Genomic DNA, 24,219 nt, shown 5'->3' with positions numbered 1-24,219 from the left:
CCGTGACCGACGCGCGGGACGTCGCAGTGGTCCGGCACGAGGAACAGCTCCGCGTCTCGACGGACGTGGTCGCGACCGAACGGGTCCGGCTCGAGCGGGTCGTCGTGACGGAGCAGCGGACGATCACCGTCGACGTCAGCCACGAGGAGATCCGACTCACGCGGGAGCCGATCGTCGGCGGGGGCCCCGTCCCCGCCGACGCACCGGCCGCTCGCGGACCGGTCGTGGTGGTCCTGCACGAGGAACGCATCGCCCTCGTGCGGACCGTCGTCCCCGTGGAACGCGTCACCATGACCACGCGCTCGGTCACCGAGGACGTGCTCGTCGCGGAGGACCTCCGGTACGAGGACGTGGACGTCGAACGGACCCAGAGCCCGGAGTGACGGGGCACCTGGACACATGCGCACGAGAGCGACCGACACCCCACCCGAAGTCGTGTCGGTCGCTCTCATGCGTACACTGCTGTCCGGACCGATCGACCACCGCACGACCACCGAGAGGGCGACGATGCTCAAGGGACTCGACCCGCTGCTCACCCCCGACCTGCTCTGGGCCCTGTCGGCGATGGGCCACGGCGACACGCTCGCCGTGGTCGACGCGAACTACCCCGCGCATGCCCTGCACGACCGTGTCATCACGACCGCGGGTGCCGACATGGGTGCGGCGGTCCGGGCGATCGCGAGCGTGTTCCCCGTGGACACCTCGGTCGAGCCGGCCGTCGCGGCGATGGTCCCCGAGGGCGGTGCGACGGCTCCGATCGCCTCCCACGACGTCGTCGCCCGGGCGCTCGCCGCGGCCGAGGGGCGCGAGGTCCCGATCGAACCCGTCCCCCGGCACGACTTCTACGCCCGGGCGAAGGGCGCCTTCGCGGTCGTCCTCACCGGTGAGCTGAGCGGGTACGCCTGCTTCGTCCTCACGAAGGGCGTCACGATGGGCGCCGTCGTGCCCGACTGACCCGACTGACCCGACTGACCCGACGGGCCCGACGGGCCCGACTCGGTCCGCGCCGCCCGGGTCCACCCGTATCGTGGCCGCATGACCCTGGTGCAGCTCCGCGTGTTCCTGCTCGCGGCGCGCCTCGGGTCCTTCACCGCGGCGGCCGAGGCGATGCACATGTCGCAGCCGTCGGTGTCCGAGCTGGTCCGACGGCTCGAGCGCGCCTACGAGACCGAGCTGTTCGTCCGCGGCACCCGGCGCCTCGTGCTCACCGCGGCCGGAGCGATGCTCCAGCCACTCGCCGAGCGGATCGTCGCCGACGCCGACGAGGCCGATCGGGCACTCCGGGCGATCACCTCGCTGCAGGGTGGGGTCGCGTCGTTCGGTCTGCTCCGGAACGCCAAGTACTACGCCCTCGACGCGCTCCTGGCGAGCTTCCACCGCGAGCACCCCGCGGTGAAGCTCCGGGTGATCGGGCTCAACTCGGTCGAGGTGGCGAGCGCCGTCGCGAGCGGCGACCTGGAGGCCGGGCTCGTCGTGCTCCCGATCGACGCCGAGGGGCTCCGGGTCACGCCCCTCCGCCGCGACGAGGTCGTCTACGTCAGCGCCGATCCCACGCGCGTCGCGGAACCCGTCCGGATCCAGGACCTGGCCGGACGCGCGATGGTCCTCTACGACGCGCACTACGGCTGGCGCGACCCGACGCGTCGACAGCTCGCCGAACGGGCGCAGCTCGCCGGGGTCGTCATCGACGTGCAGGTCGAGGTGGAGCAGGTCGAGACCGCCATCGCGCTCGCGGCCGCCGGTGTCGGGGACACCTTCGTCGCGCGGGCCGTCGCCGAGGGCGGACAGTGGCCGTCGGCACTCGGGTGGACGACGTTCGCGGAGCCGCTGCACGACACGATCGCACTGGTCGAGCGCGACGGGGCCGTGCTGTCGCCGGCAACCGCGGAGCTGCTCCGGTTGGCGCGCGACCTGGTCGCCGGCGGCTGACGGAGCCGCGCTGCCGGACGCGCGCTTCGACGGTCTGGAGGGACGGGGCGGCCCCGCACCGCCCCTCCAGTCCGTCCGGTGGTCGCGGTGCACGCCCGCTGGCGTCAGCGACGCTCGGTGAGCGCTCCGTAGAGATCGGGCCGACGGTCGCCGAGCAGGTCGACGAGGCTCGTGGCGGTCTTGTCCCGGGTCGCGGCGAGGTCGAGGTCCGCCACCACCACGCCGGTCCCGGGTCCGACCTCGGCGACGACCCATCCGTCGGGGTCCACGAGCGAGGTGCCCTCGTTCCAATCCACGCCACGCTCGGTGCCGCTGCGGTCGGCGCACGCGATCGCCATCCGGTTCACCCGGGCGGCGCCGATCGCGATCTGCACCTCCGGCGCCCGCTCGCCGTCCGGCCGCTCGACCAGGGGCCAGTTCGTCGGTACGGCGAGGAGCTCCACGCCGTCGAGTGCGGCGATCCGCGTCCACTCCGGGAACTCCAGGTCGAAGCAGATCATCACGCCGATGCGTCCGTGCGGGGTGTCGACCACGAGCGGCCGGTCCGACCCGGGCGTGAAGACCTCTTTCTCCCGGTCCCAGAGGTGCACCTTGCGGTAGACGCCCTGCACGCCCTCCCCCGTGACGAGCGCCGCGCTGTTGTACACGTTCCCGTCGTCGCCGAGCTCCGCGAACCCGCCGACGACCACCCCGCCGATCCTTCGGGCCGCGTCCACCCAGCCGGCGAACAGCGGGTGCGACGGGGTGATCGCGAGCGACCGCGCCTCGTCTGCGTCGCGGAACACGTAGCCGCTCGTGGTGAGCTCCGGCAGGACGACGACGTCGGCGTCGACCGTGTCGAGTGCCTGCTGCGCCCGCTCGACGTTCCCGTCGAGGTCCCCGACGACGGGCGCGAGCTGGACCGCGGCGACCCGGGTCACGGGCGGACCCCGCCGACCGGGTCGGGCTCGCCGGAGGGTTCGTCGGCGGGTGCAGGGGACGCGTCGTCCGTGGCGTTGGACGCGGCGAGCGCGGCACGGACCCGCTCGACCAGCCCCCGACGGAACGTGATCGCCAGCCCGATGAGGAGCCACGCGGCGACGATGTAGGGGAACCAGCTGTACGGGGCGTCGAGCCCGACGGCGTTCTTGTAGATCGTGTACAGGACGAGCACCAGAGCGAGGACCGGGACGACGATCTCCCACCGCGGTGTCCGGAGCCGCTTCGAGAAGAAGAGGAACTTGACGGCCCCCACCGTGGCGAGGACGTAGGCCACGAGGAGTGCGATCGTGCCCACCGTGAGCGCCCAGTACGTCGCGTCGAGGACGGCCGCGCCGGTCAGTCGCTCGCCGACGATCACGAGGAGCGCGAGCACCGCGACGACGGTGAGCGCCGTGACGGGGGAACCCTGCTTGGAGAGCTTCGTGACCGGGCGACCGAGGCCAGTGTCGCGGGACAGGGCGTAGAGGACCCGCGAGGCACCGGACAGTGTGCCGAGGAAGATCGCGAAGAGGCTGACGACCGCGGCGAGGGTCAGGAGGTCCGCGAGCCAAACCCCGACGTAGGTCCGGGCGAGGTCCCCGTACGGTGCCGCGGAGCCGGCGAAGCGCTTGACGTCACCGGCGGTGGTGCCGTACCCGAGGGTCTGCGCCACGATCGTCAACAGGTAGAACGCCCCGACGACGACGATCGCGATCTTCAGGGCGCGCGGGATGTCCTTCTTCGGCTGGCTCGTCTCCTCGCCGAGCGTCGCGGCACCCTCGAACCCGGCGAACGCCAGGAACCCGAAGACCGCCGCTCCCGCGATGAGGCTCACGTCCGTGCCGCTCGGCAGCGCGAGGAAGTCCCAGGACAGGTGCCGTCCGGCCGGGGCGGCACCGACGGCCAGGCGGACGAGGACCACGACGTTCAGCACGGTGACGAGCACGGCGCCGATCAGCTCCGCGTACAGCAGCGACCGCGTGATGACGTGCACCTCGCGTCGGCCGAGCAGCACGACGAGGACGAGTGCCACGAGGGTCGCCCAGATCCAGTCGGGATCGACCCGCATCCCGAGGTCCTGGAGCAGCTGCGAGAAGAACAGGCCGATCTCGATCCCCGAGCCGGCACCGATCGTCACGTAGGCGAAGAACAGCGCCCAGCCGGCGATGAACCCGGCGCGCGGCCCGAGCGTGATGCCGACGGTGGCGTACACCGAGCCCGTGTGCGAGATGTGCCGTGACAGCTTCACGAACCCGTAGGCCACGAGCGACACGGCGACCAGGGCGAACACGAACGCCCAGGTCGCGCCGCGGCCGAGTATCCCGGCCGCCCCGGCGCCGAGCAGGGCCATCACGCCGACGGGGCCGATGAGCCCGACGGAGAACGCCGCGGCGTCGACCACCCGGAGTTCGCGCCGGAGGCCGGGTGCGTCGTGGCCGGAGTGGCTCGTGCTGGTGCTGTCGGTGGTTCCGTGCTGATCGGTGGTCATCATCGCTCCGGTCGTTCGGGTCGGTCGTTCGGTGTCGGGTCAGGGTCGGGGTCGGGGTCGGGTCGGGGTCGGGGTCGGGTCGGGTCGGGGTCCGCTCAGCCCGCCGGGACGGTCTCCTGGTACGTCGCCAGGCGCATCGTCGCGGTCGCCCGGTGCGCGCTCATCCCCTCGCTCGCGGAGATCACGTCGACCGCCTCGGCGAGGGTCGGTGTCGCGGCGCGGTCGATCCGCTGGTAGGTGAGGGGCTTCAGGTACCGGGACACGGAGAGCCCGGCGCTGTGCTTCGCGCCGCCGGCCGTCGGCAGCGTGTGGTTCGTCCCCGCCATGCCCTTGTCCGAGTACGCCACGGTGCTCCAGTGTCCGAGGAACAGCGAGCCGTAGTTCGTGAGCGTGTCGTGGTACCAGGCGTCCTCGGTCGTCAGGACCTCGAGGTGCTCCGGGGCGAGCTCGTCCATCACCGCCACGGCGTCCTCGCGCGAGTCCACCAGGATCACCGAGCCGTGGTCGCGCCATGCCGGGCCGCAGATGTCGCGCGTGGACAGGGTCGGGAGCTGCCGCTCGACCGCATCGACGACGGCGGTCGCGAGCCGTTCCGACGTGGTGACGAGCGCAGCCGGGGAGTTCGGTCCGTGCTCCGCCTGGCCCAGCAGGTCGGCGGCCACGATCTCCGCGTCGGCGCTGTCGTCGGCGATGACCGCGACCTCGCTCGGGCCGGCGAGCAGGTCGATCGCCACCGTCCCGAAGAGCTGCCGCTTGGCCTCGGCGACGAATGCGTTCCCGGCGCCGACGAGCATGTCGACGGGGAGCTCGTCCTCGTCGAGGAGGCCGAACGCCATCGCAGCCAGGGCCTGCACACCGCCGAGCACGAAGAGCCGGTCGACGCCGGACACGTGCGCGGTGTAGGTCACGGCGTCGTTCGCGCGGCCGTCCGGCTGCGGCGGGGTGCACGCCACGACGTTCGGCACACCGGCCACCTTCGCGACGCCGACGGTCATGAACGCGCTCGCGGTCAGCGGGAACCGGCCGGCCGGCAGGTAGGCGCCGACCCGGCCGACCGGCACGTAGCGCTGCCCGGTCACGAGCCCCGGTGCGATCTCGGCCTCGAAGTCCGTCAGGTGCGCCCGCTGCAGTCCCGCGAACTCCTTCGTGCGGGCCGAGCCGAGGTCGATCGCGGCGCGGAGCTCGGGCGCGATCCGGTCGCCGCTCGTCGCGATCGCCCGTGCGTCGAGCTCGATCGCCCCGTCCTCCTGTCGGTCGAGGTCACGGGCGTACCGGCGGATCGCATCGACACCGTTCCGCTCGATGTCGGAGAGCATGCGGCTCACCGTCTCGACGACGGCGGGGTCGCGCTGGGCCGGCGGCGCGGTGACCCCCGGTGACTTGACGAACCGGAAGCGGTCCGCGTTGGCGGTGACGAAACGGGACGAGAGTTGCATGGCGACAGCCTGGCCTCCCCGTGCACAGAGGACAACGCGGTACTTTCCGACCCCATCCACAGGGTTTCCCTGTGGCTCTTACACTGGCGTCGTAGGCTGGCGCGATGTTCGGTCCCGCAGACGTCCTCGATCCGCCGCCGCGACGCGTGCTGGTCGCCGGGCCGTCCGGTTCCGGCAAGACGACCCTGGCCGCGAGCATCGCCCGGGTGGCCGGGCTGCGGCACACCGAGATCGACGCGCTCTTCCACGGCCCGGACTGGACCGAGCTCCCGGGATTCGCGGAGGACGTCGACGCGTTCAGCAGCGAGGACCGCTGGACGACCGAGTGGCAGTACACCGGGCAGCTCGGCCCGCTCCTCCCCTCTCGCGCGGACACGGTCGTCTGGATCGACCTACCCGCCCGGGTGCACATGGGTCGACTCGTGCGACGGACCCTCCGCCGACGGCTCCGGCGCGAGACGCTCTGGAACGGCAACGTCGAGCCGCCGCTCCACACGGTCCTCACCGACCCGGAGCACATCATCCGGTGGGGCTGGCGCGGGCGCCGGACGGTCCGCGACCGGGTCGCGACGGTGCCGGCGGCGTACCCGCACCTGCGGATCGTCCGTCTCCGCTCCCAGCGCGACGTCGAGGCGTGGCTCCGGACCCTCACCCGGTCCTGAAGCCGACGGACGGGAGGGACGGGGCGGGTCGGCACCGTCCCTCCCGTCCGGTGACGGCGCCGTTCCGGACCGGACCGACCGACCGGAGCGACCGGACCGCGATTGCGGGCGGCAACAGCGCTGTGCTACCAATGTCCCACACTTCAGATTGATGTGCAGATGGGAACATGCTCATGATCGCTCCTCGCCTCGCCCTGGTCGCCGGGACAGCGTTGGCGACGGCCGTCGCGCTGACGTTCGCCTCGCCGGCGTTCGCGGATCACGCAGAGACCGGGGCGCCCACAGCGTCGACCGATGAGCTCGGCCCGGTGACGAACCCGGCGGAGGCCGTCGTCGGCGATCGACTGCCCGAGGACGAGGTCGCAGCGCAGCTGGAGAGCCTTGCCGGGAAGCAGCCCCGCCGCGAGATCGCCCACATCCTCGAGTCCAACGTCGCCGCAGCCATGATGACCGACCCGGAGACCGCCGAGGTCGTCGCCGCCGTCGTCCTGCCGATCGACCTCCGCACGCTCACACCGGTCGCGCCAGGTTGCACGTCCAACAGTGCATGCCTGAAGAACACCGCAGGCACCCCGTTCGCACCGTCCGCGTCCCCTCGAACACGGTCAACTACTGGGGGGAACCCCGTCACCGTGACGAAGATCAGTCGCTGACGCAGATCGGACGGGAGGGACGGGGCGGGTCGGCACCGTCCCTCCCGTCCGGTGGTTCCTCATCTGGACGCGCGACGGACGCGTCCCTAGGGTTTCCGGGAGGCGCCGCGGCAGCGGCCGCACAGACGACGGGAGCGACATGTCCAAGGTCAGGGTGCACAACTTCGCGGTGTCGCTCGACGGGTTCGGTGCCGGTGCGGACCAGTCGCTCGAGCATCCGTTCGGCCATGCCGACGGCCGGCTCATGGCCTGGTTCGCAGCGACCGCCACGTTCCGCAGCATGCAGGGCGCCGACGGCGGGACGGCCGAGCTCGACGACTCGTTCGCGTCCGAGTGGACCCCCGGGATCGGCGTCGAGATCATGGGGCGCAACAAGTTCGGACCGCAGCGGGGTCCGTGGACCGATGACGACTGGCAGGGCTGGTGGGGCGACGAGCCGCCGTTCCACACCCCCGTCATCGTGCTGACCCACCACCCCCGGGAGCCGCTGACGATGGCGGGCGGGACCACGTTCCACTTCGTCGACGCCACCCCGGCCGAGGCGCTCACCCGTGCTCAGGAGGCCGCTCCCGGCGCGGACGTCCGGATCGGCGGTGGTGTCGCAACGGTCCGGGAGTTCCTGGCGGCGGACCTCATCGACCACCTGCACGTCGTCGTCGTGCCGATCGTCCTCGGCCGCGGGGAGCGCCTCTGGGACGGACTCGAGGGGGTCGAGGACCGCTTCGACATCACGACGACCTCGTCACCGTCCGGGGTGGTGCACCTGGTGTTCGAGCGGCGGGCGGCCGCCGCGGACGGTGCCGACGCGGGCTGAGCGTGCGTCAGGCTGTCGGGTCGCGGTCCGACCCGGGGTCGTGCAGGAAGTGCTCGTACGTCTCCCCCTGCAGCACGTCGGCGACCTGCTCGTCCGGCACCATGAACACCACGGGCGTCGCGGAACCGACCACCTCGCGGAGCCGCTCGAATGCCTCGTCCCGGGTGGCAGCCTCGATCAGGGCGTACGCCGGTGCATCACCGTCGTCCTGCTCGTATCCGGCTCTCCAGCGCACGGGACCATCGTGGCGTGCGATGCGCCCCGGGGCAAACGCAGGTCCTCACAGCCCTGCCGGAACCCGTTCGCTGTCCGCTCTGCGCTGACGACGGGCGCGCGTGAGTCCCGCGCCGACCGCCACGACGACGAGCGCCACGTCGAACACCCCGTACCCGACCGCGGTCGCCTCGAGCCCGAACCGCCCCACCGCGAGTCCGGCCACGAGCGCGGGGACGCTGAACGCGACGTAGCTGACGATGTACATCGTCGCGAAGACCTGCCCTCGACGATCCGCCGGCGACGCGTCTCCGAGGGCATCGACCACGAACCGGAACGCTGCACCGAACCCGATCCCCGCGATCGCAGACCCGACCAGGTAGAGCGGCAGTGCGCCCGACGGCAGTGCAGCGATCGTCGCGAGGACCCCGACGACGAGGGCGGCGGAGCCGAACCACTCGCGGAGCTGGACGGGCAGGAGTGCCGAGGCGGCCGTCCCCGCCGTGCCCGCGACGAAGAACACCCCGAGCACGAGGCCGACGGCGAAGTGGCTGTGCACGCCGAGGACCGTACCGACGATCGAGGAGCCGAGGGACAGGTAGAGCCCGGACAGCGCCCACGTCGCGGCGATCGACGGCACGAGGGCGAGGAAGACCGGTCGCATCTCGGGCGGGACCCCGGCGCTCGGCAGGAGGGTCCGCCAGATCGACACGGTCGTCGAGCGCTTCGCCTCGTCGTGACGCCCTGGTGCCCCGGAGTCGCCGTGCTCGGGCACGAACCACACCAGCGTCGCGAGCACCAGGTACGCCGCGGCGAGCACCCAGAACACGAGCTGTCGCGGGAGCGGCGCGAACTCCACGAGGGTGCCGGCCAGCACGGCTCCGATCGCGATGCCGAGCGACGGGACCGCACTGCTCACGATCGAGCTCCATCGCCGGTTCGGTCCGGCGTCCATGATCATCGCCGTGACCGTGCCGGTGGCCGCACCGACGGCGAACCCCTGCACGACCCTCGCAGCGATGAGACCGCCCGTCCCGCCCGCGACGGTGAAGAGCAGCATGCCGACCGCGAGCAGCACCAGCGCGGCCGAGGCGACGGGCCGCCGTCCGATCCGGTCGGACAGCGAACCGACGGTCAGGAGCGCCACGAGCAGTGCCGCGACGTACACGGCGAACACGACCGTCAGCGTGAAGGAGGAAAACCCCCAGAGCTGCTGGTACACGGGGTAGAGCGGTGAGGGTGCCGACGCGGCCGTCAGGGTCGCGGCACCCGCGGCTCCGGCGACGACGAACGAGATGGGGCGGCTGAACACGGGACCTCCGACGTAACGCAATGGTCTTTGCGTTAACGACGCTAGCACCCGTTCTCAGTAAAGCAAACCCTTGTGCTATAACGAAGTCATGTCCGCACAGCCAGCAGCCACCCGTCCCGGCGGACGGAGCAGTCGGGTCCTCGGGGCCGTGTACACCGCGGTCGGCGAGCTCGTCGGCGAGGGCGCTGAGCGGATCAGCTTCCCCGTCATCGCCGAGCGCGCGGGGGTCAACCCGACGACGCTCTACCGGCGCTGGGACGACGTCAACGCGCTCCTCGAGGAGGTCACCGTCGCTGCGCTCACCCGCGACGGCGAATCCCTGCCGGACACCGGGTCGCTCGACGGCGACCTCACGGAGTGGGCCACCGTCATTGCTCGAGACATCAGGCGCCCGGAGCGGACGCGGTACCTGCGGGCCATGGCGTCCGCGCGCGTCGACCTCGTCGCGGAGTGCCCGGTCACCGATTGTCGGCTCGAGCAGGCAGCCGAGATCGTGACGCGTGCCGAGGGACGCGGGGAGTCGGCACCGACCGCGCAGCAGATCCTCGACCACGTCGTCGCACCGCTGTACTACCGGGTGATCGTGGCGCTGGCGATCGACGACGACTACGCCAGGCACCTGGTCCGCGACGTCCTGTCGATGCGACGCTGACCGGACCCGCCCGGCCCGGGCCCCGCCGCCACCGCCACCGAGAATGCGGAAATGCCCAGTCCCCGATGTTCGGGACTGGGCGTTTCTGCATCCTCATGGAAGACGACGGGCTAGAAGTCCCAGTCCTCGTCCTCGGTGCTCTCCGCCTTGCCGATGACGTACGACGAACCGCTGCCGGAGAAGAAGTCGTGGTTCTCGTCGGCGTTCGGGGACAGTGCCGACAGGATCGCCGGGTTCACGTCCGTCGTCTCCTTCGGGAACATCGGCTCGTAGCCCAGGTTCATCAGCGCCTTGTTGGCGTTGTAGTGCAGGAACTTCTTGACGTCCTCGGTCAGGCCGACACCGTCGTAGAGGTCCTGCGTGTACTGGATCTCGTTCTCGTAGAGCTCGTACAGCAGGGTGAACGTGTAGTCCTTGATCTCCTGCTTGCGCTCGTCCGAGAGGCCCTCGAGCCCCTTCTGGAACTTGTAGCCGATGTAGTACCCGTGCACGGCCTCGTCGCGGATGATGAGGCGGACGAGGTCGGCCGTGTTCGTCAGCTTGGCGCGCGAGGACCAGTACATCGGCAGGTAGAAGCCCGAGTAGAACAGGAACGACTCGAGCAGCGTCGAGGCGACCTTGCGCTTCAGGGGGTCGTCGCCGGTGTAGTAGTCGAGGACGATCTGCGCCTTCTTCTGCAGGTTCGGGTTCTCGACCGACCAGCGGAAGGCATCGTCGATCTCGGGGGTCGACGCGAGGGTCGAGAAGATCGACGAGTAGCTCTTGGCGTGCACCGACTCCATGAACGCGATGTTCGTGTAGACGGCTTCTTCGTGCGGGGTGATCGCGTCGGGGATCAGCGAGATCGCGCCGACGGTGCCCTGGATCGTGTCGAGCAGCGTCAACCCGGTGAACACGCGCATGGTGAGCTGCTGCTCGTCGTGCGTCAGGGTGTTCCACGACTGGACGTCGTTCGACAGCGGCACCTTCTCCGGCAGCCAGAAGTTGTTGACGAGACGGTTCCAGACCTCGACGTCCTTGTCGTCCTGGATGCGGTTCCAGTTGATCGCGCTGACCTGGCGGATCAGCGGGATGGACTTGCCAGTCGCGTGGACCGGATCGGTGAGCGTCATGACTTCTTCCTGCGTTGTCGAGATGGTGAGTGGGGCCGGACGGGAGGAACGGTGCGGGCTGGCACCGTCCCTCCAGTCCGGAGGCAGTCGCGTCGCGACCTGTCGCCGGGGCGACTACAGCATGCACGACGCCGAAGGCGTCACAACATGCACGAGACGCAGCCCTCGACCTCGGTGCCCTCGAGGGCCATCTGCCGGAGGCGGATGTAGTAGATCGTCTTGATGCCCTTGCGCCATGCGTAGATCTGCGACTTGTTGATGTCGCGCGTGGTGGCGGTGTCCTTGAAGAACAGCGTCAGGGACAGGCCCTGGTCCACGTGCTGCGTCGCCGCGGCGTAGGTGTCGATGATCTTCTCGGGGCCGACCTCGTACGCGTCGGTGTAGTACTCCAGGTTGTCGTTCGTCATGAACGGCGCCGGGTAGTACACGCGGCCGAGCTTGCCTTCCTTGCGGATCTCGATCTTCGACGCGATCGGGTGGATCGACGACGTCGAGTGGTTGATGTACGAGATCGACCCGGTCGGCGGCACGGCCTGCAGGTTCTGGTTGTAGATGCCGTGCTCCTGGATCGACGCCTTGAGCGCCTTCCAGTCGTCCTGGGTCGGGATGGCGATGCCGGACGTTGCGAAGAGCTCCGCCGTGCGGGCCGTCGCCGGCACCCACTCCTGGTCGGTGTACTTGTCGAAGAACTCCCCCGACGCGTACTTGGAATCGCGGAAGCCGTCGAACGTCGTGCCGGTCTCGATCGCGATCTTGTTCGAGGCGCGCAGGGCGTGGAACAGCACCGAGTAGAAGTAGATGTTCGTGAAGTCGATGCCGACGTCCGAGCCGTAGTGCACGTGCTCGCGGGCGAGGTACCCGTGCAGGTTCATCTGGCCGAGGCCGATGGCGTGCGACTTGTCGTTGCCGGCCTCGATCGAACGGACCGACGCGATGTGCGACATCTGCGACACGGCGGTGAGGCCGCGGATCGCCGTCTCGATGGTCTTGCCGAAGTCCGGCGAGTCCATCGTCAGCGCGATGTTCAGCGAGCCGAGGTTGCAGGAGATGTCCTTGCCGATCTCGTTGTACGAGAGGTCCTCGTTGTACGACGTCGGGGTGTTGACCTGCAGGATCTCCGAGCACAGGTTCGACATGTTGATGCGGCCCTTGATCGGGTTCGCGTTGTTCACCGTGTCCTCGAACACGATGTACGGGTAGCCGGACTCGAACTGGATCTCCGCGATGGTCTGGAAGAACTCGCGGGCCTTGATCTTGGTCTTCTTGATGCGGGAGTCGTCGACCATCTCGCGGTACTTGTCCGAGATCGCGACGTCACCGAACGGGATGCCGTAGACCTTCTCGACGTCGTACGGCGAGAAGAGGTACATGTCCTCGTTGTTCTTGGCGAGCTCGAACGTGATGTCCGGCACGACGACGCCGAGCGACAGCGTCTTGATGCGGATCTTCTCGTCGGCGTTCTCGCGCTTGGTGTCGAGGAACCGCATGATGTCCGGGTGGTGCGCGGAGAGGTACACCGCACCGGCGCCCTGACGCGCACCGAGCTGGTTGGCGTACGAGAAGGAGTCTTCCAGCAGCTTCATCACGGGGATGATGCCGGAGGACTGGTTCTCGATCTGCTTGATCGGGGCACCGGCCTCGCGGATGTTCGACAGGCTGAGTGCCACGCCGCCGCCGCGCTTGGAGAGCTGCAGCGCCGAGTTGATCCCGCGGGAGATCGACTCCATGTTGTCCTCGATGCGGAGGAGGAAGCAGGAGACGAGTTCGCCGCGCTGCGCCTTGCCCGTGTTGAGGAACGTCGGGGTGGCGGGCTGGAAGCGGCCGCCGATGATCTCCTCGACCAGGGCGACCGCGAGGTCCTGGTCACCCTGCGCGAGCCCGAGCGCGGTCATCACGACCCGATCCTCGAAGCGCTCGAGGTACCGCTTGCCGTCGAACGTCTTGAGTGTGTAGCTCGTGTAGTACTTGAACGCACCGAGGAACGTCTGGAACCGGAACTTCTTGGAGTACGCCAGGTCGTTCAGCTGCTCGACGAACGCGAACGGGTACTGGTCGATGACCGCACTCTCGTAGTACTCGTTCTCCACCAGGTAGTCGAGCCGCTCCTTCAGGTTGTGGAAGAAGACGGTGTTCTGGTTGACGTGCTGCAGGAAGTACTCCTTGGCCGCCTCCCGGTCCTTGTCGAACTGGATCTCCCCGTTCGGCCCGTAGAGGTTCAGCATGGCGTTCAGGGAGTGGTAGTCCATCCCCGTCGCCGACGTCGTCAGATCGACGTCTGCAACTGCTGCGTCCAAAATGCTTCCAATCCTGTGTTGACCGCCTGCACGTCGTCAGGCGTTCCGAAGAGTTCGAATCTGTAGAGCACCGGCACGTGGCACTTGCGTGCCACGACGTCGCCGGCCAACCCGTAGGCCGCGCCGAAGTTGGTGTTGCCGCCGACGATGACGCCGCGGATCAACGACCGGTTGTGCTCGTTGTTGAGGAAGGTGATGACCTGCTTGGGGACGGCGCCGTCGCCGTTCCCGCCGCCGTAGGTCGGGAGGACGAGCACGTACGGCTCGTCGACCACCAGGGGCGGTTCCTTCGGGTAGAGCGGGATCCGGTCAGCCGGTCGCCCGAGCTTCGCCACGAAGCGCGCGGTGTTCTCGGAGACGCTCGAGAAGAACACGAGGTTGCTCATGCCGTGCCTCCTGGTGCTGTTCCTGCTGCTGTCGTGCGGAGCCGCACTCGGGACGGAGTGCGACCCGCACGCATCGCCGGAAGGGTCAGTGACCGGAAGGGTCAGTTGCCCGAGAGGTCAGTTGCCGGAGAGGTCAGGCGAGCTCGGCGGCGAGGCCGGCGATCTTGTCCGGACGGAAGCCGGACCAGTGGTCGTCATCCGTCACGACGACGGGGGCCTGGAGGTACCCGAGGCTCTTGACGTGCTCGAGTGCCGCGTCGTCGGTGGAGACGTCGTGGATCTCGTACTCGATGCCCTTGTTGTCGAGCGCGCGGTAGGTCGCGGTGCACTGGACGCAGGACGGCTTGGTGTAGACGGTGACGGCCATGATCTCCCCTGAATCTCGGTCGAACGCGTCGCGCTCGTCCGTGTGGTGATGCGGTGTTGTGGTGGGTGCTTCTGTGTGTCCGTGTCGGCGCTCCCGAGGAGCCCGAGGGGGCCGAAGCGGGCTGTGCTCGTTCGGCTTGTCGATACTACATCTTGTGCCTGCCACCGGAAGCGACCACAAGAGGAAGTGTTACACCCCTGTAGTTCTCCACAACCGTTCCCACAGTGTGGACAGTCGCACGACGGCCGCGAAGCCCCGTGTTTCCGCCATTGTCGCGCGCACCACCGACACTTCTGCACAGCTGTGGAGGTCCGGTTCCACAGGGTGTGGGATTGACGCCCCGGCGTGTCGCGACGCGGCGCGGAACGACGCGCCGACCCCCGTTCTGGAGGTGGTCGAACCGCGCGCGACGTGGCAGTCCACACCCCCTCCCGGAGCGGTCCGCCCGGTCCGTACACTTGGCGGGTGAGCGCATACGGCAGCCTGCTACGGACCCCCGGCGTCGGTCGTGTGATCGCCGCCCAGCTCACCGCACGCTTCCCGTTCGGCATGCTCTCGCTCGCCTACCTGCTGCACGTCGAGCACATCTTCCACTCGTACGGAGCAGCGGGCACCGTGCTCGCGGTGTCGAGCATCGGGCAGGCGATCTCGGGGCCGCTGACGAGCCGCTGGATGGGGCAGTGGGGCATGCGCCCGGTCCTCATCCTGACGAGCGTCGTGGCCTTCGTGACCATGGGCGTCATCGCGTTCGTGCTCATGCCGCTCTGGCTGTACATCGTCATCGGGTTCGTCGGGGGCCTCGCGGTGCCGCCCGTCCAGCCCGCGGTCCGGACGATCTACCCGAAGATGGTGACGTCCGGGCAGCTGACGCCCCTGTTCTCCCTCGACGCGTCCGCGCAGGAGCTCATCTGGGTCGCGGGCCCGGTCATCACCACGTTCGTGGCCACCCAGATCGGCACCGTCCAGGCGATCGTCCTCGCGATGGTGTTCCTGCTCATCGGCGGCGTGTGGTTCATCGCCTCCCCCGAGCTCGGCCGGGTGCGCATCCCCCGGTCCAAGCGGCGGTTCGGCGTGGTGCTCCGCCGCCCGGCCGTCCTCGTCACCACCTTCACCGGCTTCCTGCTCATCGGGGCGTGTGCCGCGGTCGAGGCGGCGGTCACGAGCGTCTTCGGCGAAGGCAGCCCGAACGCCGGCATCGTGCTCGCCGTCTTCGCGATCGGCTCGCTCGCGGGCGGACTCACGTTCGGCCACCGTCCGATCACCCCGAACGCACTGTGGCTCCGGATGGGCGTCGTGTTCGTCGGCCTCGTCCTGGCGACCGGCAACACCGGCTTCTTCTGGCTGAGCTTCGCGCTCGTCATCGCCGGCGTCGGGATCGCTCCGGCGCTCGCGGTGATGTTCGGGTCGGTCTCCGCAACGGTCAAGTTCAGCGACACGGCGGAGGCGTACGGCTGGATGGGGACCGGCCAGCTCATGGGCGCCGCACTCGGGTCCGCGTTCGCCGGGTTCCTCATCGACGCGAACGGCCCCACCGGTGGACTCCTGGTGGCAGCGGCAGCGGCACTCATCGGCGTGGTGGTGCCGTTCGGTGCGCGGCGCTGGCTGCCCGACCTCCGAGGGCGTGACGCGAGCCCGATCCCAGACACCGAGCCGGTGAACATCCCCACCACCTGACACCCGGCCTCCCCCACCGGTTCGGGACATCGGGCCCACGAACGAACACGACCGGGTGTCCCGAACCGGTGCGGTCGCGACCGCCTGCCGGACGGGAGGCACGGGTCGGCGTGCGCAGGCCGCCGCGGCACGGCAGCATGGGGACATGGTCGATCCCACCGCAGTCCCGTCGGTCGCGCTCCTCGACGGCGGGGCGATCCCGTCGATCGGGTTCGGTGTCTACAAGGTCGACGACGAGTCGGCCGAGACCGCGGTGCAGACGGCGATCGCGAGCGGCTACCGCCACGTCGACACCGCCGAGATGTACGGGAACGAGGCCGGGGTCGGCCGTGCGGTCCGGGCGTCCGGAGTACCGCGCGACGAGCTGTTCGTCACCACCAAGGTGTGGAACACGCACCAGGGTCAGGACGAGACACTGCGGGCGTTCGACGGATCGCTCGATCGGCTCGGCCTCGATCGGGTCGACCTGTACCTCATCCACTGGCCCGCCGCCGCGAACGACCGCTACGTCGACACATGGCGTGCGCTCGGTCGGCTGTACGAGGAGGGGCGCGCGACCTCGATCGGCGTCTCGAACTTCCAGGTCCCGCACCTGCAGCGGCTCGTCGACGAGACCGGGGTCGTGCCGGTCGTGAACCAGGTCGAACGGCACCCGTGGCTGCCGCAGCGCTCGCTGATGGAGTTCCACGCCACCCTCGGGATCGTCACCTCGGCGTGGTCGCCGCTCGGTCGGGGGCGGCTCGTGGCGGAGCCGGTGCTCGAGCGCATCGCCCACCGGCACGGCGTCTCGGTCGCCCAGGTGCTCGTGCGCTGGAACGTGCAGCAGGGGGTCGTCGTGCTGCCGAAGTCCGTGACGCCCTCGCGCATCGCGGAGAACATCGACGTCGCCGGGTTCGAGCTCTCCGTGGACGACATCGACGCCATCGCCGAGCTGGAGACGGGCGACCGGACGGGGTCGCACCCGGACGAGGTGTCGTAGGGGCCCGGATCGGTCCTGCCCCAGGGAGCGTCAACTGGCCCAGGGACTCCCTGGCACAGATGACGCCCCCTGGGGCAGAACCGGTCGGACTGGTCAGCGAACCGGTCGGACCCGGCCTCAGGAGCGGGCGGTGTCCTCGCGGTCGGACTCGGACTGCCACGGCAGGTTGAGGTCCCCGGGCTCCGGCTCGACGTCACCGGCGTCGTCCGCGCCGCCCGTGCCGGGTGCCGCGACCACCCGCGAGGGGTCGATGCCGTCGGCGCTGAGGTCGTCGTCGTCACGCTGCAGGGTCTGCGAGGCCTCGGTCTCCCGCTCGCTCGACGGGCTGTAGCTCGTGGCGTCCTCGCGCTGCTCCGTGGCGCTCTCGCCGTGCGGGTCGTGCTCCGTGGCTGCGTCCTGCAGGCGCTCGGCGGGTCCTCGTTCGTCGGTCATGGTGGTCCTCTCGTCGGTCTTGCCTGGACGGTATGCGCTCGGCAGGTCCTGGTTCACAGCTGCGTCCATGGCGGCGACGGGGAGTCTCGTCCACAGCCGGCCGGCATCGGCGATCTCCACTCCGTGGGGTCCGGTACCGTTGTCCGGCACTCGCGAACACCTGGAGGTACTCCGTGACGATCCTTGCCGCCGCTGACGGATCCGCCCTCGGCAACCCCGGCCCCGCAGGCTGGGCCTGGTACGTGGACGACGACCGCTGGGCTGCCGGCGGCTGGCCGAACGCCACGAACAACCAGGGCGAGCTCACGGCGGTGCTGCAGCTCCTCCGCGCCACGAAGGACACCGGCGAACCCCTGCACATCCTCTGCGACAGCCAGTACGCGATCAAGGCGTGCACCGAGTGGCTCGCCGGCTGGAAGCGCAAGGGCTGGCGGAAGGCCGACGGCAAGCCGGTGCTGAACGTCGAGATCATCAAGGAGCTCGACGCCGAGCTCCAGGGTCGTCAGGTCCGGTTCGAGTGGGTCCGCGGACACGTCGGCCACGAGATGAACGAGGCCGCCGACGTCCGGGCACGCGGAGCAGCGACCGCGTACCAGCAGCGCACCGAGGTTCCGAGCGGTCCCGGGTGGCCGGGCGTCGAGGTCAGCGAACCTGCAGAACCGGCAGCACCGACCCCGCCGCCGGCAACCCTGTTCTGATCAACCCCAGGCGAGGACCACAGCCTCGCCAGCGCGATCAGTAGGTGCCGTCGCGGCGTTCCTGGCGCGTGATCTGCTCACCGGACGCCGGGTCGATGCCCGAGCGCGTCGTGGTGGAGGTCCGGCGGCCGCCGAACCCGACGGCGAGGCTGATGATGAGGAGCACGATGCCCGCGGCCATCAGGATGTACCCGATGAGGCGGAGGTCGATGCCGGAGACCTGGATGTCGAGGGCGAACGCGACGATCGCGCCGATCACGATGAGGGCGATGCTGGAGCCGATGCGCATGGGGAGTCCCTTCGAAGACTGCTCAGGACGGTACACGTCGCGGCAGATCGAGGGCCGGTCAGTTCACCCGAGCCGGACGAACGCCCGCAGGGCCGGGTCCGCATCGTGCACCTCGACGAGGCCGCGCGACTCGTAGAACGACCGCTGCCCCGGCTCGGCGTCGGTGATCAGCACCAGCTGACGGACGTGGGAGTACTCCGCGAGGACCGCGTCGACGAGCCTGGCGCCGACGCCACGACGATGGTGCGACGGGCGGACGAGCACGTCCTGGAGGTACACGATCGTCGCCCCGTCGGTCAGGACCCGAGCGAGGCCGACGAGCACGTCACCATCGCGGACCGTGAACACCGCCGAGGAACCGTCGAGCGCGCGGACCAGCAGCTCCGGATCGCGGGTGTACGCGGACCATCCGACCGACGCGTAGAGGTCGAGCAGCTCAGCGCGCTCGAGCGGACCATCGTGCAGGACGTCCCAGGGCATCCGCCAACGCTAGCGGCCCGCGAGCGTGCACCCGCTCAGTCGACGTCGACCTCGGTCCACCCGTCGAACCGGCCGATCTCGCGGACGTGCACGACGGCCTCCCCCGCCTCGTCCGACGCGTCGAGGTCGATCGACGCGATGATGCCGAAGTCCTTGTCGTCCGACGGATCCGCGAAGATCTGCCGCGCGTGCCACGTCCGGCCCGACTCGGTGAGGATCAGGTACTGCATCGACCGGGCATCGGCGTCCGTGCCGATGGTGTCGTGCTCGGCGTAGTACTCCTCGAGCACGGTGTCCCATGCGTCCGCGTCGAACCCCGCCTCGCTGTCGAGTGCGCCGAGTGCCTCCACGTCGTCGAGCGCGGCGAGCTGCACCCGGCGGAACAGCTCGTTGCGGACGAGCACCCGGAAGGCCCGGACGTTCGAGGTGAGCCGTGGCGGTGCCGGCGGGAGGATCTCGGTCTCGTCCGGTCCGGCGACGGAACCGGCCCCGGAGATCATCGCCTCCCATTCGTCGACGAGCGACGAGTCGACCTGCCGGACGAGCTCGCCGAGCCACTCGATGAGGTCGTCGAGCTCGTCCGACCGTGACTCCGACGGGATCGTCTGCCGCATGGTCCGGTACGCGTCGGACAGGTAGCGGAGCACGAGCCCCTCGGACCGGGTGAGCCCGTAGAACTTCACGAACTCGCCGAAGGTCATCGCACGCTCGTACATGTCGCGGACGACGGACTTCGGCGACAGGCGGAAGTCGAGGACCCAGGGCTGTTCCGCGGCGTAGGCCTCGTACGCCGCGGTCAGGAGCTCGTCGAGCGGCTTGGGGTGCGTGACGTCCTCGAGCAGCTCCATCCGCTCCTCGTACTCGATTCCCTCCTGCTTCATCCGAGCCACGGCCTCGCCGCGCTCCTTGAACTGCTGGGCACCGATGATCTGCCGGGGGTCGTCCAGCGTGGACTCGACGATCGACACCATGTCGAGCGCGTAGGACGGCGACTCAGGGTCGAGGAGTTCGAAGGCGGCGAACGCGAACGGCGAGAGCGGCTGGTTGAGTGCGAAGTTGGCCGGCAGGTCCATCGTGAGCCGGACCGTCGGAGCCGGCCCCGTGCCTCCCGGCAGTGCCGTCCGGACGGGACCGTCCGTACCGGACGCGGCCCCGGGCACCCGCTCGATCACGCCTGCGGTCAGCAGCGTCCGTCCGATCTCGAGCGCACGTCGCGCGAGCGCGAGCTGCCGCGCGCGGGGTTCGTGGTTCTCGAACACGAGGGACCGGACGTTCTCGAACACGTCGCCGCCACGTGCGATCACGGACAGCACCATCGCGTGCGTCATCGTGAGGTGCGACACGAGCGGCTCCGGTTCGGCACCGATGAGCCGCTCGAACGACGGCTGCCCCCAGGACACGAACCCCTCCGGAGCCCGCTTCCGCTTGATGTTCTTCTTCTTCTTCGGGTCGTCGCCGGCCTTCGCGACCGCCCGTGCGTTCTCGATGTCGTGCTCCGGCGCCTCGGCGACGACCGTGCCCTCGGTGTCGTACCCGGCACGCCCGGCACGACCGGCGATCTGGTGGAACTCACGCGCCCCGAGCTGTCGCATCCGCATGCCGTCGTACTTCGTCAGACCGGTCAGGAGCACGGTGCGGATCGGCACGTTGATCCCGACACCCAGGGTGTCCGTCCCGCAGATGACCGGCAGGAGTCCCCGCTGGGCGAGCTGCTCGACGAGGCGGCGGTACTTCGGCAGCATCCCCGCGTGGTGCACGCCGATGCCCGCCCGGACGAGCCGGTTGAGCGTCTGGCCGAACCCCGCCGAGAACCGGAACCCGGCGATCGCGGCACCGATGTCGTCGCGGCGCTCACGGGACGCGATGGTGATGCTCGTCAGGGACTGCGCCCGCTCGAGTGCCGCGGCCTGGGCGAAGTGCACGATGTAGATCGGCCGCTTGCCGTCGCTGAGGAGCGACTCGACGGTCTCCTGCACGGGGGTCGTCACGTACTCGTAGTCGAGCGGCACGGGGCGGGACACCCCGGTCACGCGCGCGGTCGGTCGCCCGGTCCGCTCGGACAGGTCGTCGGCGATGGTCGTGACGTCGCCGAGGGTCGCCGACATGAGGAGGAACTGCGCTCGATCGAGGATGAGCAGCGGCACCTGCCACGCCCAGCCGCGGTCCTGGTCGCCGTAGAAGTGGAACTCGTCCATCACGACGACGTCGACGTCCGCGGACGGACCCTCGCGGAGTGCCAGGTTCGCGAGGATCTCGGCCGTGCAGCAGATGATCGGGGCATCGGCGTTCACCGCGGAGTCCCCCGTGACCATGCCGACGTTCGCGGGGCCGAACAGCTCGACGAGCTGGAAGAACTTCTCCGACACCAGGGCCTTGATCGGGGCCGTGTAGAACGAGCGCTTGCCCTCGGCCATCGCGGCGAAGTGTGCCCCGGCCGCGACGAGGCTCTTGCCCGTGCCGGTCGGCGTGCTGAGGACGACGTTCGCGCCGGAGACGAGCTCGATGACGGCTTCGTCCTGTGCGGGGTAGAGCGGACGCCCGGACTCCGCCGCCCACTCCGCGAAGGCCAGGTAGACCGCGTCGGGGTCGCCCGCGGGTGGGAGGGCGGCGGCGAGCGGGGCAGCGGCGGAGTCGGTCATGGTGCATCCATCCTCGCAGGCCGCAGTTCTGCCGAACTGCACGAACGAGCGGGACGACGCCGTCGGAACCGCCCGAACGTGCGGTGCCGGGGTGACCGGGAGACGGACGGGAGGCACGGTGCGGGGCCGACCCGTCCCTCCCGTCCGACGCACGTCGGGTCCGGCACTTCCATGCGTACGCAACGAAACGCTCGCTAGGATGACGGCATGCTCGAACTCGGCTTCCTCTCGTTCGTCCCGAACCACGGCGGGCGCGACGGCTCCGCCGCCGCCCTCGAGGACGGCATCCGGCTGTTCGAGCACGCCGAGCAACTCGGGTTCCGGACCGGGTGGGTGCGCGGCCGCCACTTCGAGCCGTTCCTGACGAGCCCGATGACGTTCTTCGCGGCGGCGTCCCAGCGGACGTCGCGCATCGGCTTCGGGACGGCGGTCCTCGGCATGCGGTACGAGGACCCGATCCGGCTCGCCGAGGACGCCGCCACGGTCGACCTGCTGAGCGGCGGCCGGGTCGCACTCGGCATCAGCACGGGCATCCCGCAGTCCGGACCCGTCCTCGACCCGCTGTTCGGCGCCGTCGACCGCCCCTTCCGCGAGGAGGCCGAGGCGCGCGGCGAGCGCCTGCTCGAGGCACTCCGCGGCGACACCCTCGGCAGTTCCGGCTCGGGCTACGAGAGCATCCCGGCCGGCAAGGACCTGTTCGTCGAGCCGCACAGCGCCGGGCTCCTCGACCGGGTGTGGTGGGGCGGCGGGAGCAGGGGCACCGCGGTCCGCACGGCGGAGCGCGGCCTGAACATCCACATGTCGACCCTCAACACCGAGGACACCGGAGCGCCGTTCGCAGAGGCGCAGGCCGACCAGATCCGTGCGTACCGACAGCGATGGGCCGAGGTGCACGGCGCCCCGGACCCGGCTGGAGCGAGGCGTGGGCGGGTCGCGGTCGGACGGATCGTCGTGCCGCTCGAGACCGCCGAGGACCACGAGACGCACCGCGAGTTCATCGAGAGCTACGCCGCAGGCATGGACGACGAGGGGAGGCCGCTCTCGGGGAACCCGCCGTTCCGGTTCAGCAAGGTGCTCTCCGGCGATCCGGCGACCATCGTCGACGCGCTGCGTGCGGATCCTGCGGTCGCGGCGACGGACCAGCTGGTGATCACCCTGCCTGCCAACGGCGACGCGGAGTCACACCGTCGGATCCTCACGACGATCGCGGAGAAGATCGCACCGGAACTCGGCTGGAGCCCCGCGCACTGACCGTCTGCGGCCCTGCGGCCCCGGTGTCGCACCGGCCGAGGCGAGGCCCCGGTGTCGCACCGGCCGAGGCGGAGGACGCCCGGCGGGGCGGGGTGTGGTGAGTCCCCCGCCACTCGCCGCGCGACCATCCCGTCCCTGATCCCGACGGGATGGTCCGACCATCGTCGCACCAACCGGTCTGTTTGTCACCCGACGCGTGTCGGGAATGCTCGCGTCAGGTGCGCAGGGCGCCGGTTCGGGTCGACGGGACGACCGCCGAACATGGGGATGCGCCCCCGCGGATACCGCGGGGGCGCATCGGGACGCACCGAGACGGGTGGGGCACCGACAGCCGGATCAGGAGGCTGCAGCGCGCGCCGCCCGACTCTGACGTGGCGCGCGTGTCGTCGGTAACCAGCCGACAGGCACATCGTCCATCGTAGCGAGTGCGAACGCATCGAAAACAGCGTCCCAGTCCGAGGGTCCCCCGTTTTCGCGCGAATCCGCAGCTTTGTACCCCGTTCGGGGGTCATGCATGCGGGTTCCCGCGCGGACGGCCGTGACCGAGCATGATGATGGGGCGGCCGATGGCCGCGGACCCGAATCGATACGAGGAGGCGCGATGACGCGCGTAGTGGTGACCGGTGGCAGCGGCAAGCTCGGGAGGGCCGTGGTGCGCGAGTTCGCGAGCTCCGGGTACGACGTGGTCCTGCTGGACCGGGTCCCCTCCCCCGACCTGCCGGACGGCGTCGCGTTCGTCCGGACCGACCTCACCGACTACGGGCAGGTGCTGAACTGCCTGCTCGGGGTCGACGACCGGTACGACCGGGTCGACGCGGTCGTGCACCTCGCCGCCGTGCCGGCACCCGGCCAGATCCCCGACGTCGCGCTCATCACGAACAACGTCACGGCGTCGATCAACGTGTTCCACGCGGCACGGGCGGCCCGGATCCAGAACGTCGTGTGGGCGTCGAGCGAGACCCTCCTCGGCATCCCGATGGGTGAACACCACCCGCCCTACATCCCCGTCGACGAGGACTTCGCGGTCCGCCCGAAGTCGTCGTACTCCCTCGGCAAGGCCGTTGAGGAGGAGATGGCCCGCCACTTCACGCAGTGGGACCCGCAGCTCAAGATGATCGGTCTGCGGTTCTCGAACGTGATGGACGAGACGGACTACCCGGCGTTCCCGTGGGACGCCACCCCCGAGGCGAAGACGTTCAACCTGTGGTCGTACATCGACTCGCGGGACGGCGCCCAGGCCGTTCGACGTGCGGTGGAGAGCGACCTCACGGGCTTCGAGGCGTTCATCATCGCGAGCCCGGACACCGTCATGGACACGCCCACGATCGAGCTCGCCGACCGGTTCCTGCCCGACGTGCCCCGGAACGCCGCGATCGACGGCGTGTCCAGCCTCCTGTCGAGCGAGAAGGCGCGCGAGCTCCTCGGGTACGCCCCGCAGTACAGCTGGCGCGACGGCCGGTAGCAGTCCCGGCCCGCCCGCAGAACACCAGGTTGGCCG

At 69.9% G+C, this 24,219-nt stretch carries 25 protein-coding genes; 12 read left to right on the top strand and 13 right to left on the bottom strand.

What is annotated here, in order from left to right:
* Window positions 1–2: 2 nt before the first annotated feature.
* The 3 genes from ASF23_RS08420 (at window position 3) to ASF23_RS08410 (ending at window position 1,929) form a co-directional block, all read left to right on the top strand.
* On the top strand, window positions 3–383 hold the full coding sequence (locus ASF23_RS08420; RefSeq protein ID WP_055951803.1) for a YsnF/AvaK domain-containing protein: 381 nt from the start codon (window positions 3–5) through the stop codon (window positions 381–383).
* A 67-nt stretch (window positions 384–450) separates the two neighbouring features.
* Complete coding sequence (locus ASF23_RS08415) at window positions 451–954, top strand: RbsD/FucU family protein (protein ID WP_200919330.1); 504 nt, start codon at window positions 451–453, stop codon at window positions 952–954.
* A gap of 81 nt (window positions 955–1,035) precedes the next feature.
* Entirely contained in the window at window positions 1,036–1,929 is an 894-nt protein-coding gene (locus ASF23_RS08410; RefSeq protein WP_055951801.1) for a LysR family transcriptional regulator, read from the top strand.
* 104 nt (window positions 1,930–2,033) lie between these two features.
* Here ASF23_RS08410 and ASF23_RS08405 read toward each other — a convergent pair whose 3' ends face one another.
* From ASF23_RS08405 to hisD, 3 genes are all read right to left on the bottom strand, one after another.
* A complete protein-coding gene (locus tag ASF23_RS08405) occupies window positions 2,034–2,849 on the bottom strand; it encodes a nitrilase-related carbon-nitrogen hydrolase (protein WP_055951799.1) in 816 nt (271 codons plus the stop codon).
* Window positions 2,846–4,381: an APC family permease gene (locus tag ASF23_RS08400; protein WP_055951796.1), complete on the bottom strand. Its 1,536-nt coding sequence runs from the start codon at window positions 4,379–4,381 to the stop codon at window positions 2,846–2,848. The genes ASF23_RS08405 and ASF23_RS08400 overlap by 4 nt, the downstream gene beginning before the upstream one ends.
* Window positions 4,382–4,473: 92 nt before the next feature.
* Complete coding sequence (gene hisD, locus ASF23_RS08395; protein WP_055951793.1) at window positions 4,474–5,814, bottom strand: histidinol dehydrogenase; 1,341 nt, start codon at window positions 5,812–5,814, stop codon at window positions 4,474–4,476.
* Window positions 5,815–5,918: 104 nt separating this feature from the next.
* Here hisD and ASF23_RS08390 point away from each other — a divergent pair, with 104 nt between their 5' ends.
* The 3 genes from ASF23_RS08390 (at window position 5,919) to ASF23_RS08380 (ending at window position 7,943) form a co-directional block, all read left to right on the top strand.
* The gene (locus tag ASF23_RS08390; protein ID WP_055951789.1) at window positions 5,919–6,476 is read left to right on the top strand and encodes an AAA family ATPase; all 558 of its coding nucleotides are present in this window, start codon (window positions 5,919–5,921) and stop codon (window positions 6,474–6,476) included.
* A 173-nt stretch (window positions 6,477–6,649) separates the two neighbouring features.
* Window positions 6,650–7,129 carry a hypothetical protein gene (locus tag ASF23_RS08385; protein ID WP_156364389.1) on the top strand — a complete coding sequence of 160 codons (480 nt, stop codon included), beginning with the start codon at window positions 6,650–6,652 and terminating at the stop codon, window positions 7,127–7,129.
* A 139-nt stretch (window positions 7,130–7,268) separates the two neighbouring features.
* A complete protein-coding gene (locus ASF23_RS08380; protein WP_055951784.1) occupies window positions 7,269–7,943 on the top strand; it encodes a dihydrofolate reductase family protein in 675 nt (224 codons plus the stop codon).
* 7 nt (window positions 7,944–7,950) lie between these two features.
* Here ASF23_RS08380 and ASF23_RS18280 read toward each other — a convergent pair whose 3' ends face one another.
* Both ASF23_RS18280 and ASF23_RS08370 read right to left on the bottom strand, forming a co-directional pair.
* Window positions 7,951–8,178, bottom strand: coding sequence for a hypothetical protein (locus ASF23_RS18280; RefSeq protein WP_055951781.1), 228 nt, complete (start codon window positions 8,176–8,178; stop codon window positions 7,951–7,953).
* Window positions 8,179–8,223: 45 nt separating this feature from the next.
* Window positions 8,224–9,468, bottom strand: a complete 1,245-nt coding sequence (locus ASF23_RS08370) for an MFS transporter (protein ID WP_055951778.1) — start codon at window positions 9,466–9,468, stop codon at window positions 8,224–8,226.
* Window positions 9,469–9,556: 88 nt separating this feature from the next.
* On the opposite strand from ASF23_RS08370, the gene ASF23_RS08365 reads away from it, so the two are divergent.
* Window positions 9,557–10,120 carry a TetR/AcrR family transcriptional regulator gene (locus ASF23_RS08365; protein WP_055951774.1) on the top strand — a complete coding sequence of 188 codons (564 nt, stop codon included), beginning with the start codon at window positions 9,557–9,559 and terminating at the stop codon, window positions 10,118–10,120.
* Between the two features lie 110 nt (window positions 10,121–10,230).
* Here ASF23_RS08365 and nrdF read toward each other — a convergent pair whose 3' ends face one another.
* The 4 genes from nrdF to nrdH all read right to left on the bottom strand — a co-directional run bounded on the left by nrdF (window position 10,231) and on the right by nrdH (window position 14,279).
* Window positions 10,231–11,232: a class 1b ribonucleoside-diphosphate reductase subunit beta gene (gene nrdF, locus ASF23_RS08360; RefSeq protein WP_055951772.1), complete on the bottom strand. Its 1,002-nt coding sequence runs from the start codon at window positions 11,230–11,232 to the stop codon at window positions 10,231–10,233.
* Between the two features lie 140 nt (window positions 11,233–11,372).
* The gene (nrdE, locus tag ASF23_RS08355) at window positions 11,373–13,478 is read right to left on the bottom strand and encodes a class 1b ribonucleoside-diphosphate reductase subunit alpha (protein ID WP_055951769.1); all 2,106 of its coding nucleotides are present in this window, start codon (window positions 13,476–13,478) and stop codon (window positions 11,373–11,375) included.
* Window positions 13,479–13,495: 17 nt separating this feature from the next.
* The gene (nrdI, locus tag ASF23_RS08350) at window positions 13,496–13,912 is read right to left on the bottom strand and encodes a class Ib ribonucleoside-diphosphate reductase assembly flavoprotein NrdI (protein ID WP_055951766.1); all 417 of its coding nucleotides are present in this window, start codon (window positions 13,910–13,912) and stop codon (window positions 13,496–13,498) included.
* Between the two features lie 133 nt (window positions 13,913–14,045).
* Entirely contained in the window at window positions 14,046–14,279 is a 234-nt protein-coding gene (nrdH, locus tag ASF23_RS08345) for a glutaredoxin-like protein NrdH (protein ID WP_055951762.1), read from the bottom strand.
* Window positions 14,280–14,744: 465 nt separating this feature from the next.
* Between nrdH and ASF23_RS08340 the strand changes: the two genes are divergently transcribed.
* Complete coding sequence (locus tag ASF23_RS08340; RefSeq protein ID WP_055951759.1) at window positions 14,745–15,953, top strand: MFS transporter; 1,209 nt, start codon at window positions 14,745–14,747, stop codon at window positions 15,951–15,953.
* A 145-nt stretch (window positions 15,954–16,098) separates the two neighbouring features.
* A complete protein-coding gene (locus ASF23_RS08335; RefSeq protein ID WP_055953053.1) occupies window positions 16,099–16,932 on the top strand; it encodes an aldo/keto reductase in 834 nt (277 codons plus the stop codon).
* Between the two features lie 117 nt (window positions 16,933–17,049).
* Here ASF23_RS08335 and ASF23_RS08330 read toward each other — a convergent pair whose 3' ends face one another.
* Entirely contained in the window at window positions 17,050–17,364 is a 315-nt protein-coding gene (locus ASF23_RS08330; protein ID WP_156364385.1) for a hypothetical protein, read from the bottom strand.
* A 173-nt stretch (window positions 17,365–17,537) separates the two neighbouring features.
* On the opposite strand from ASF23_RS08330, the gene ASF23_RS08325 reads away from it, so the two are divergent.
* The gene (locus ASF23_RS08325) at window positions 17,538–18,062 is read left to right on the top strand and encodes a ribonuclease H family protein (protein WP_055951753.1); all 525 of its coding nucleotides are present in this window, start codon (window positions 17,538–17,540) and stop codon (window positions 18,060–18,062) included.
* Window positions 18,063–18,099: 37 nt separating this feature from the next.
* Here ASF23_RS08325 and ASF23_RS08320 read toward each other — a convergent pair whose 3' ends face one another.
* From ASF23_RS08320 to ASF23_RS08310, 3 genes are all read right to left on the bottom strand, one after another.
* A complete protein-coding gene (locus ASF23_RS08320; RefSeq protein WP_055951749.1) occupies window positions 18,100–18,351 on the bottom strand; it encodes a DUF6458 family protein in 252 nt (83 codons plus the stop codon).
* 63 nt (window positions 18,352–18,414) lie between these two features.
* Window positions 18,415–18,831 (bottom strand): GNAT family N-acetyltransferase, encoded by a 417-nt coding sequence (locus ASF23_RS08315; protein ID WP_055951746.1) that lies wholly within the window; start codon window positions 18,829–18,831, stop codon window positions 18,415–18,417.
* Between the two features lie 35 nt (window positions 18,832–18,866).
* Window positions 18,867–21,470, bottom strand: coding sequence for a DEAD/DEAH box helicase (locus ASF23_RS08310; protein ID WP_055951743.1), 2,604 nt, complete (start codon window positions 21,468–21,470; stop codon window positions 18,867–18,869).
* Window positions 21,471–21,677: 207 nt separating this feature from the next.
* Between ASF23_RS08310 and ASF23_RS08305 the strand changes: the two genes are divergently transcribed.
* Both ASF23_RS08305 and ASF23_RS08300 read left to right on the top strand, forming a co-directional pair.
* Window positions 21,678–22,721 carry an LLM class flavin-dependent oxidoreductase gene (locus ASF23_RS08305; RefSeq protein WP_055951740.1) on the top strand — a complete coding sequence of 348 codons (1,044 nt, stop codon included), beginning with the start codon at window positions 21,678–21,680 and terminating at the stop codon, window positions 22,719–22,721.
* Between the two features lie 601 nt (window positions 22,722–23,322).
* The gene (locus ASF23_RS08300) at window positions 23,323–24,183 is read left to right on the top strand and encodes an NAD-dependent epimerase/dehydratase family protein (protein ID WP_055951737.1); all 861 of its coding nucleotides are present in this window, start codon (window positions 23,323–23,325) and stop codon (window positions 24,181–24,183) included.
* The last annotated feature ends 36 nt before the right edge of the window (window positions 24,184–24,219 follow it).

This window comes from Curtobacterium sp. Leaf261, from assembly GCF_001422205.1.
Lineage (GTDB): Bacteria > Actinomycetota > Actinomycetes > Actinomycetales > Microbacteriaceae > Curtobacterium.
This window is presented reverse-complemented; position numbering and strand designations above follow the sequence as displayed.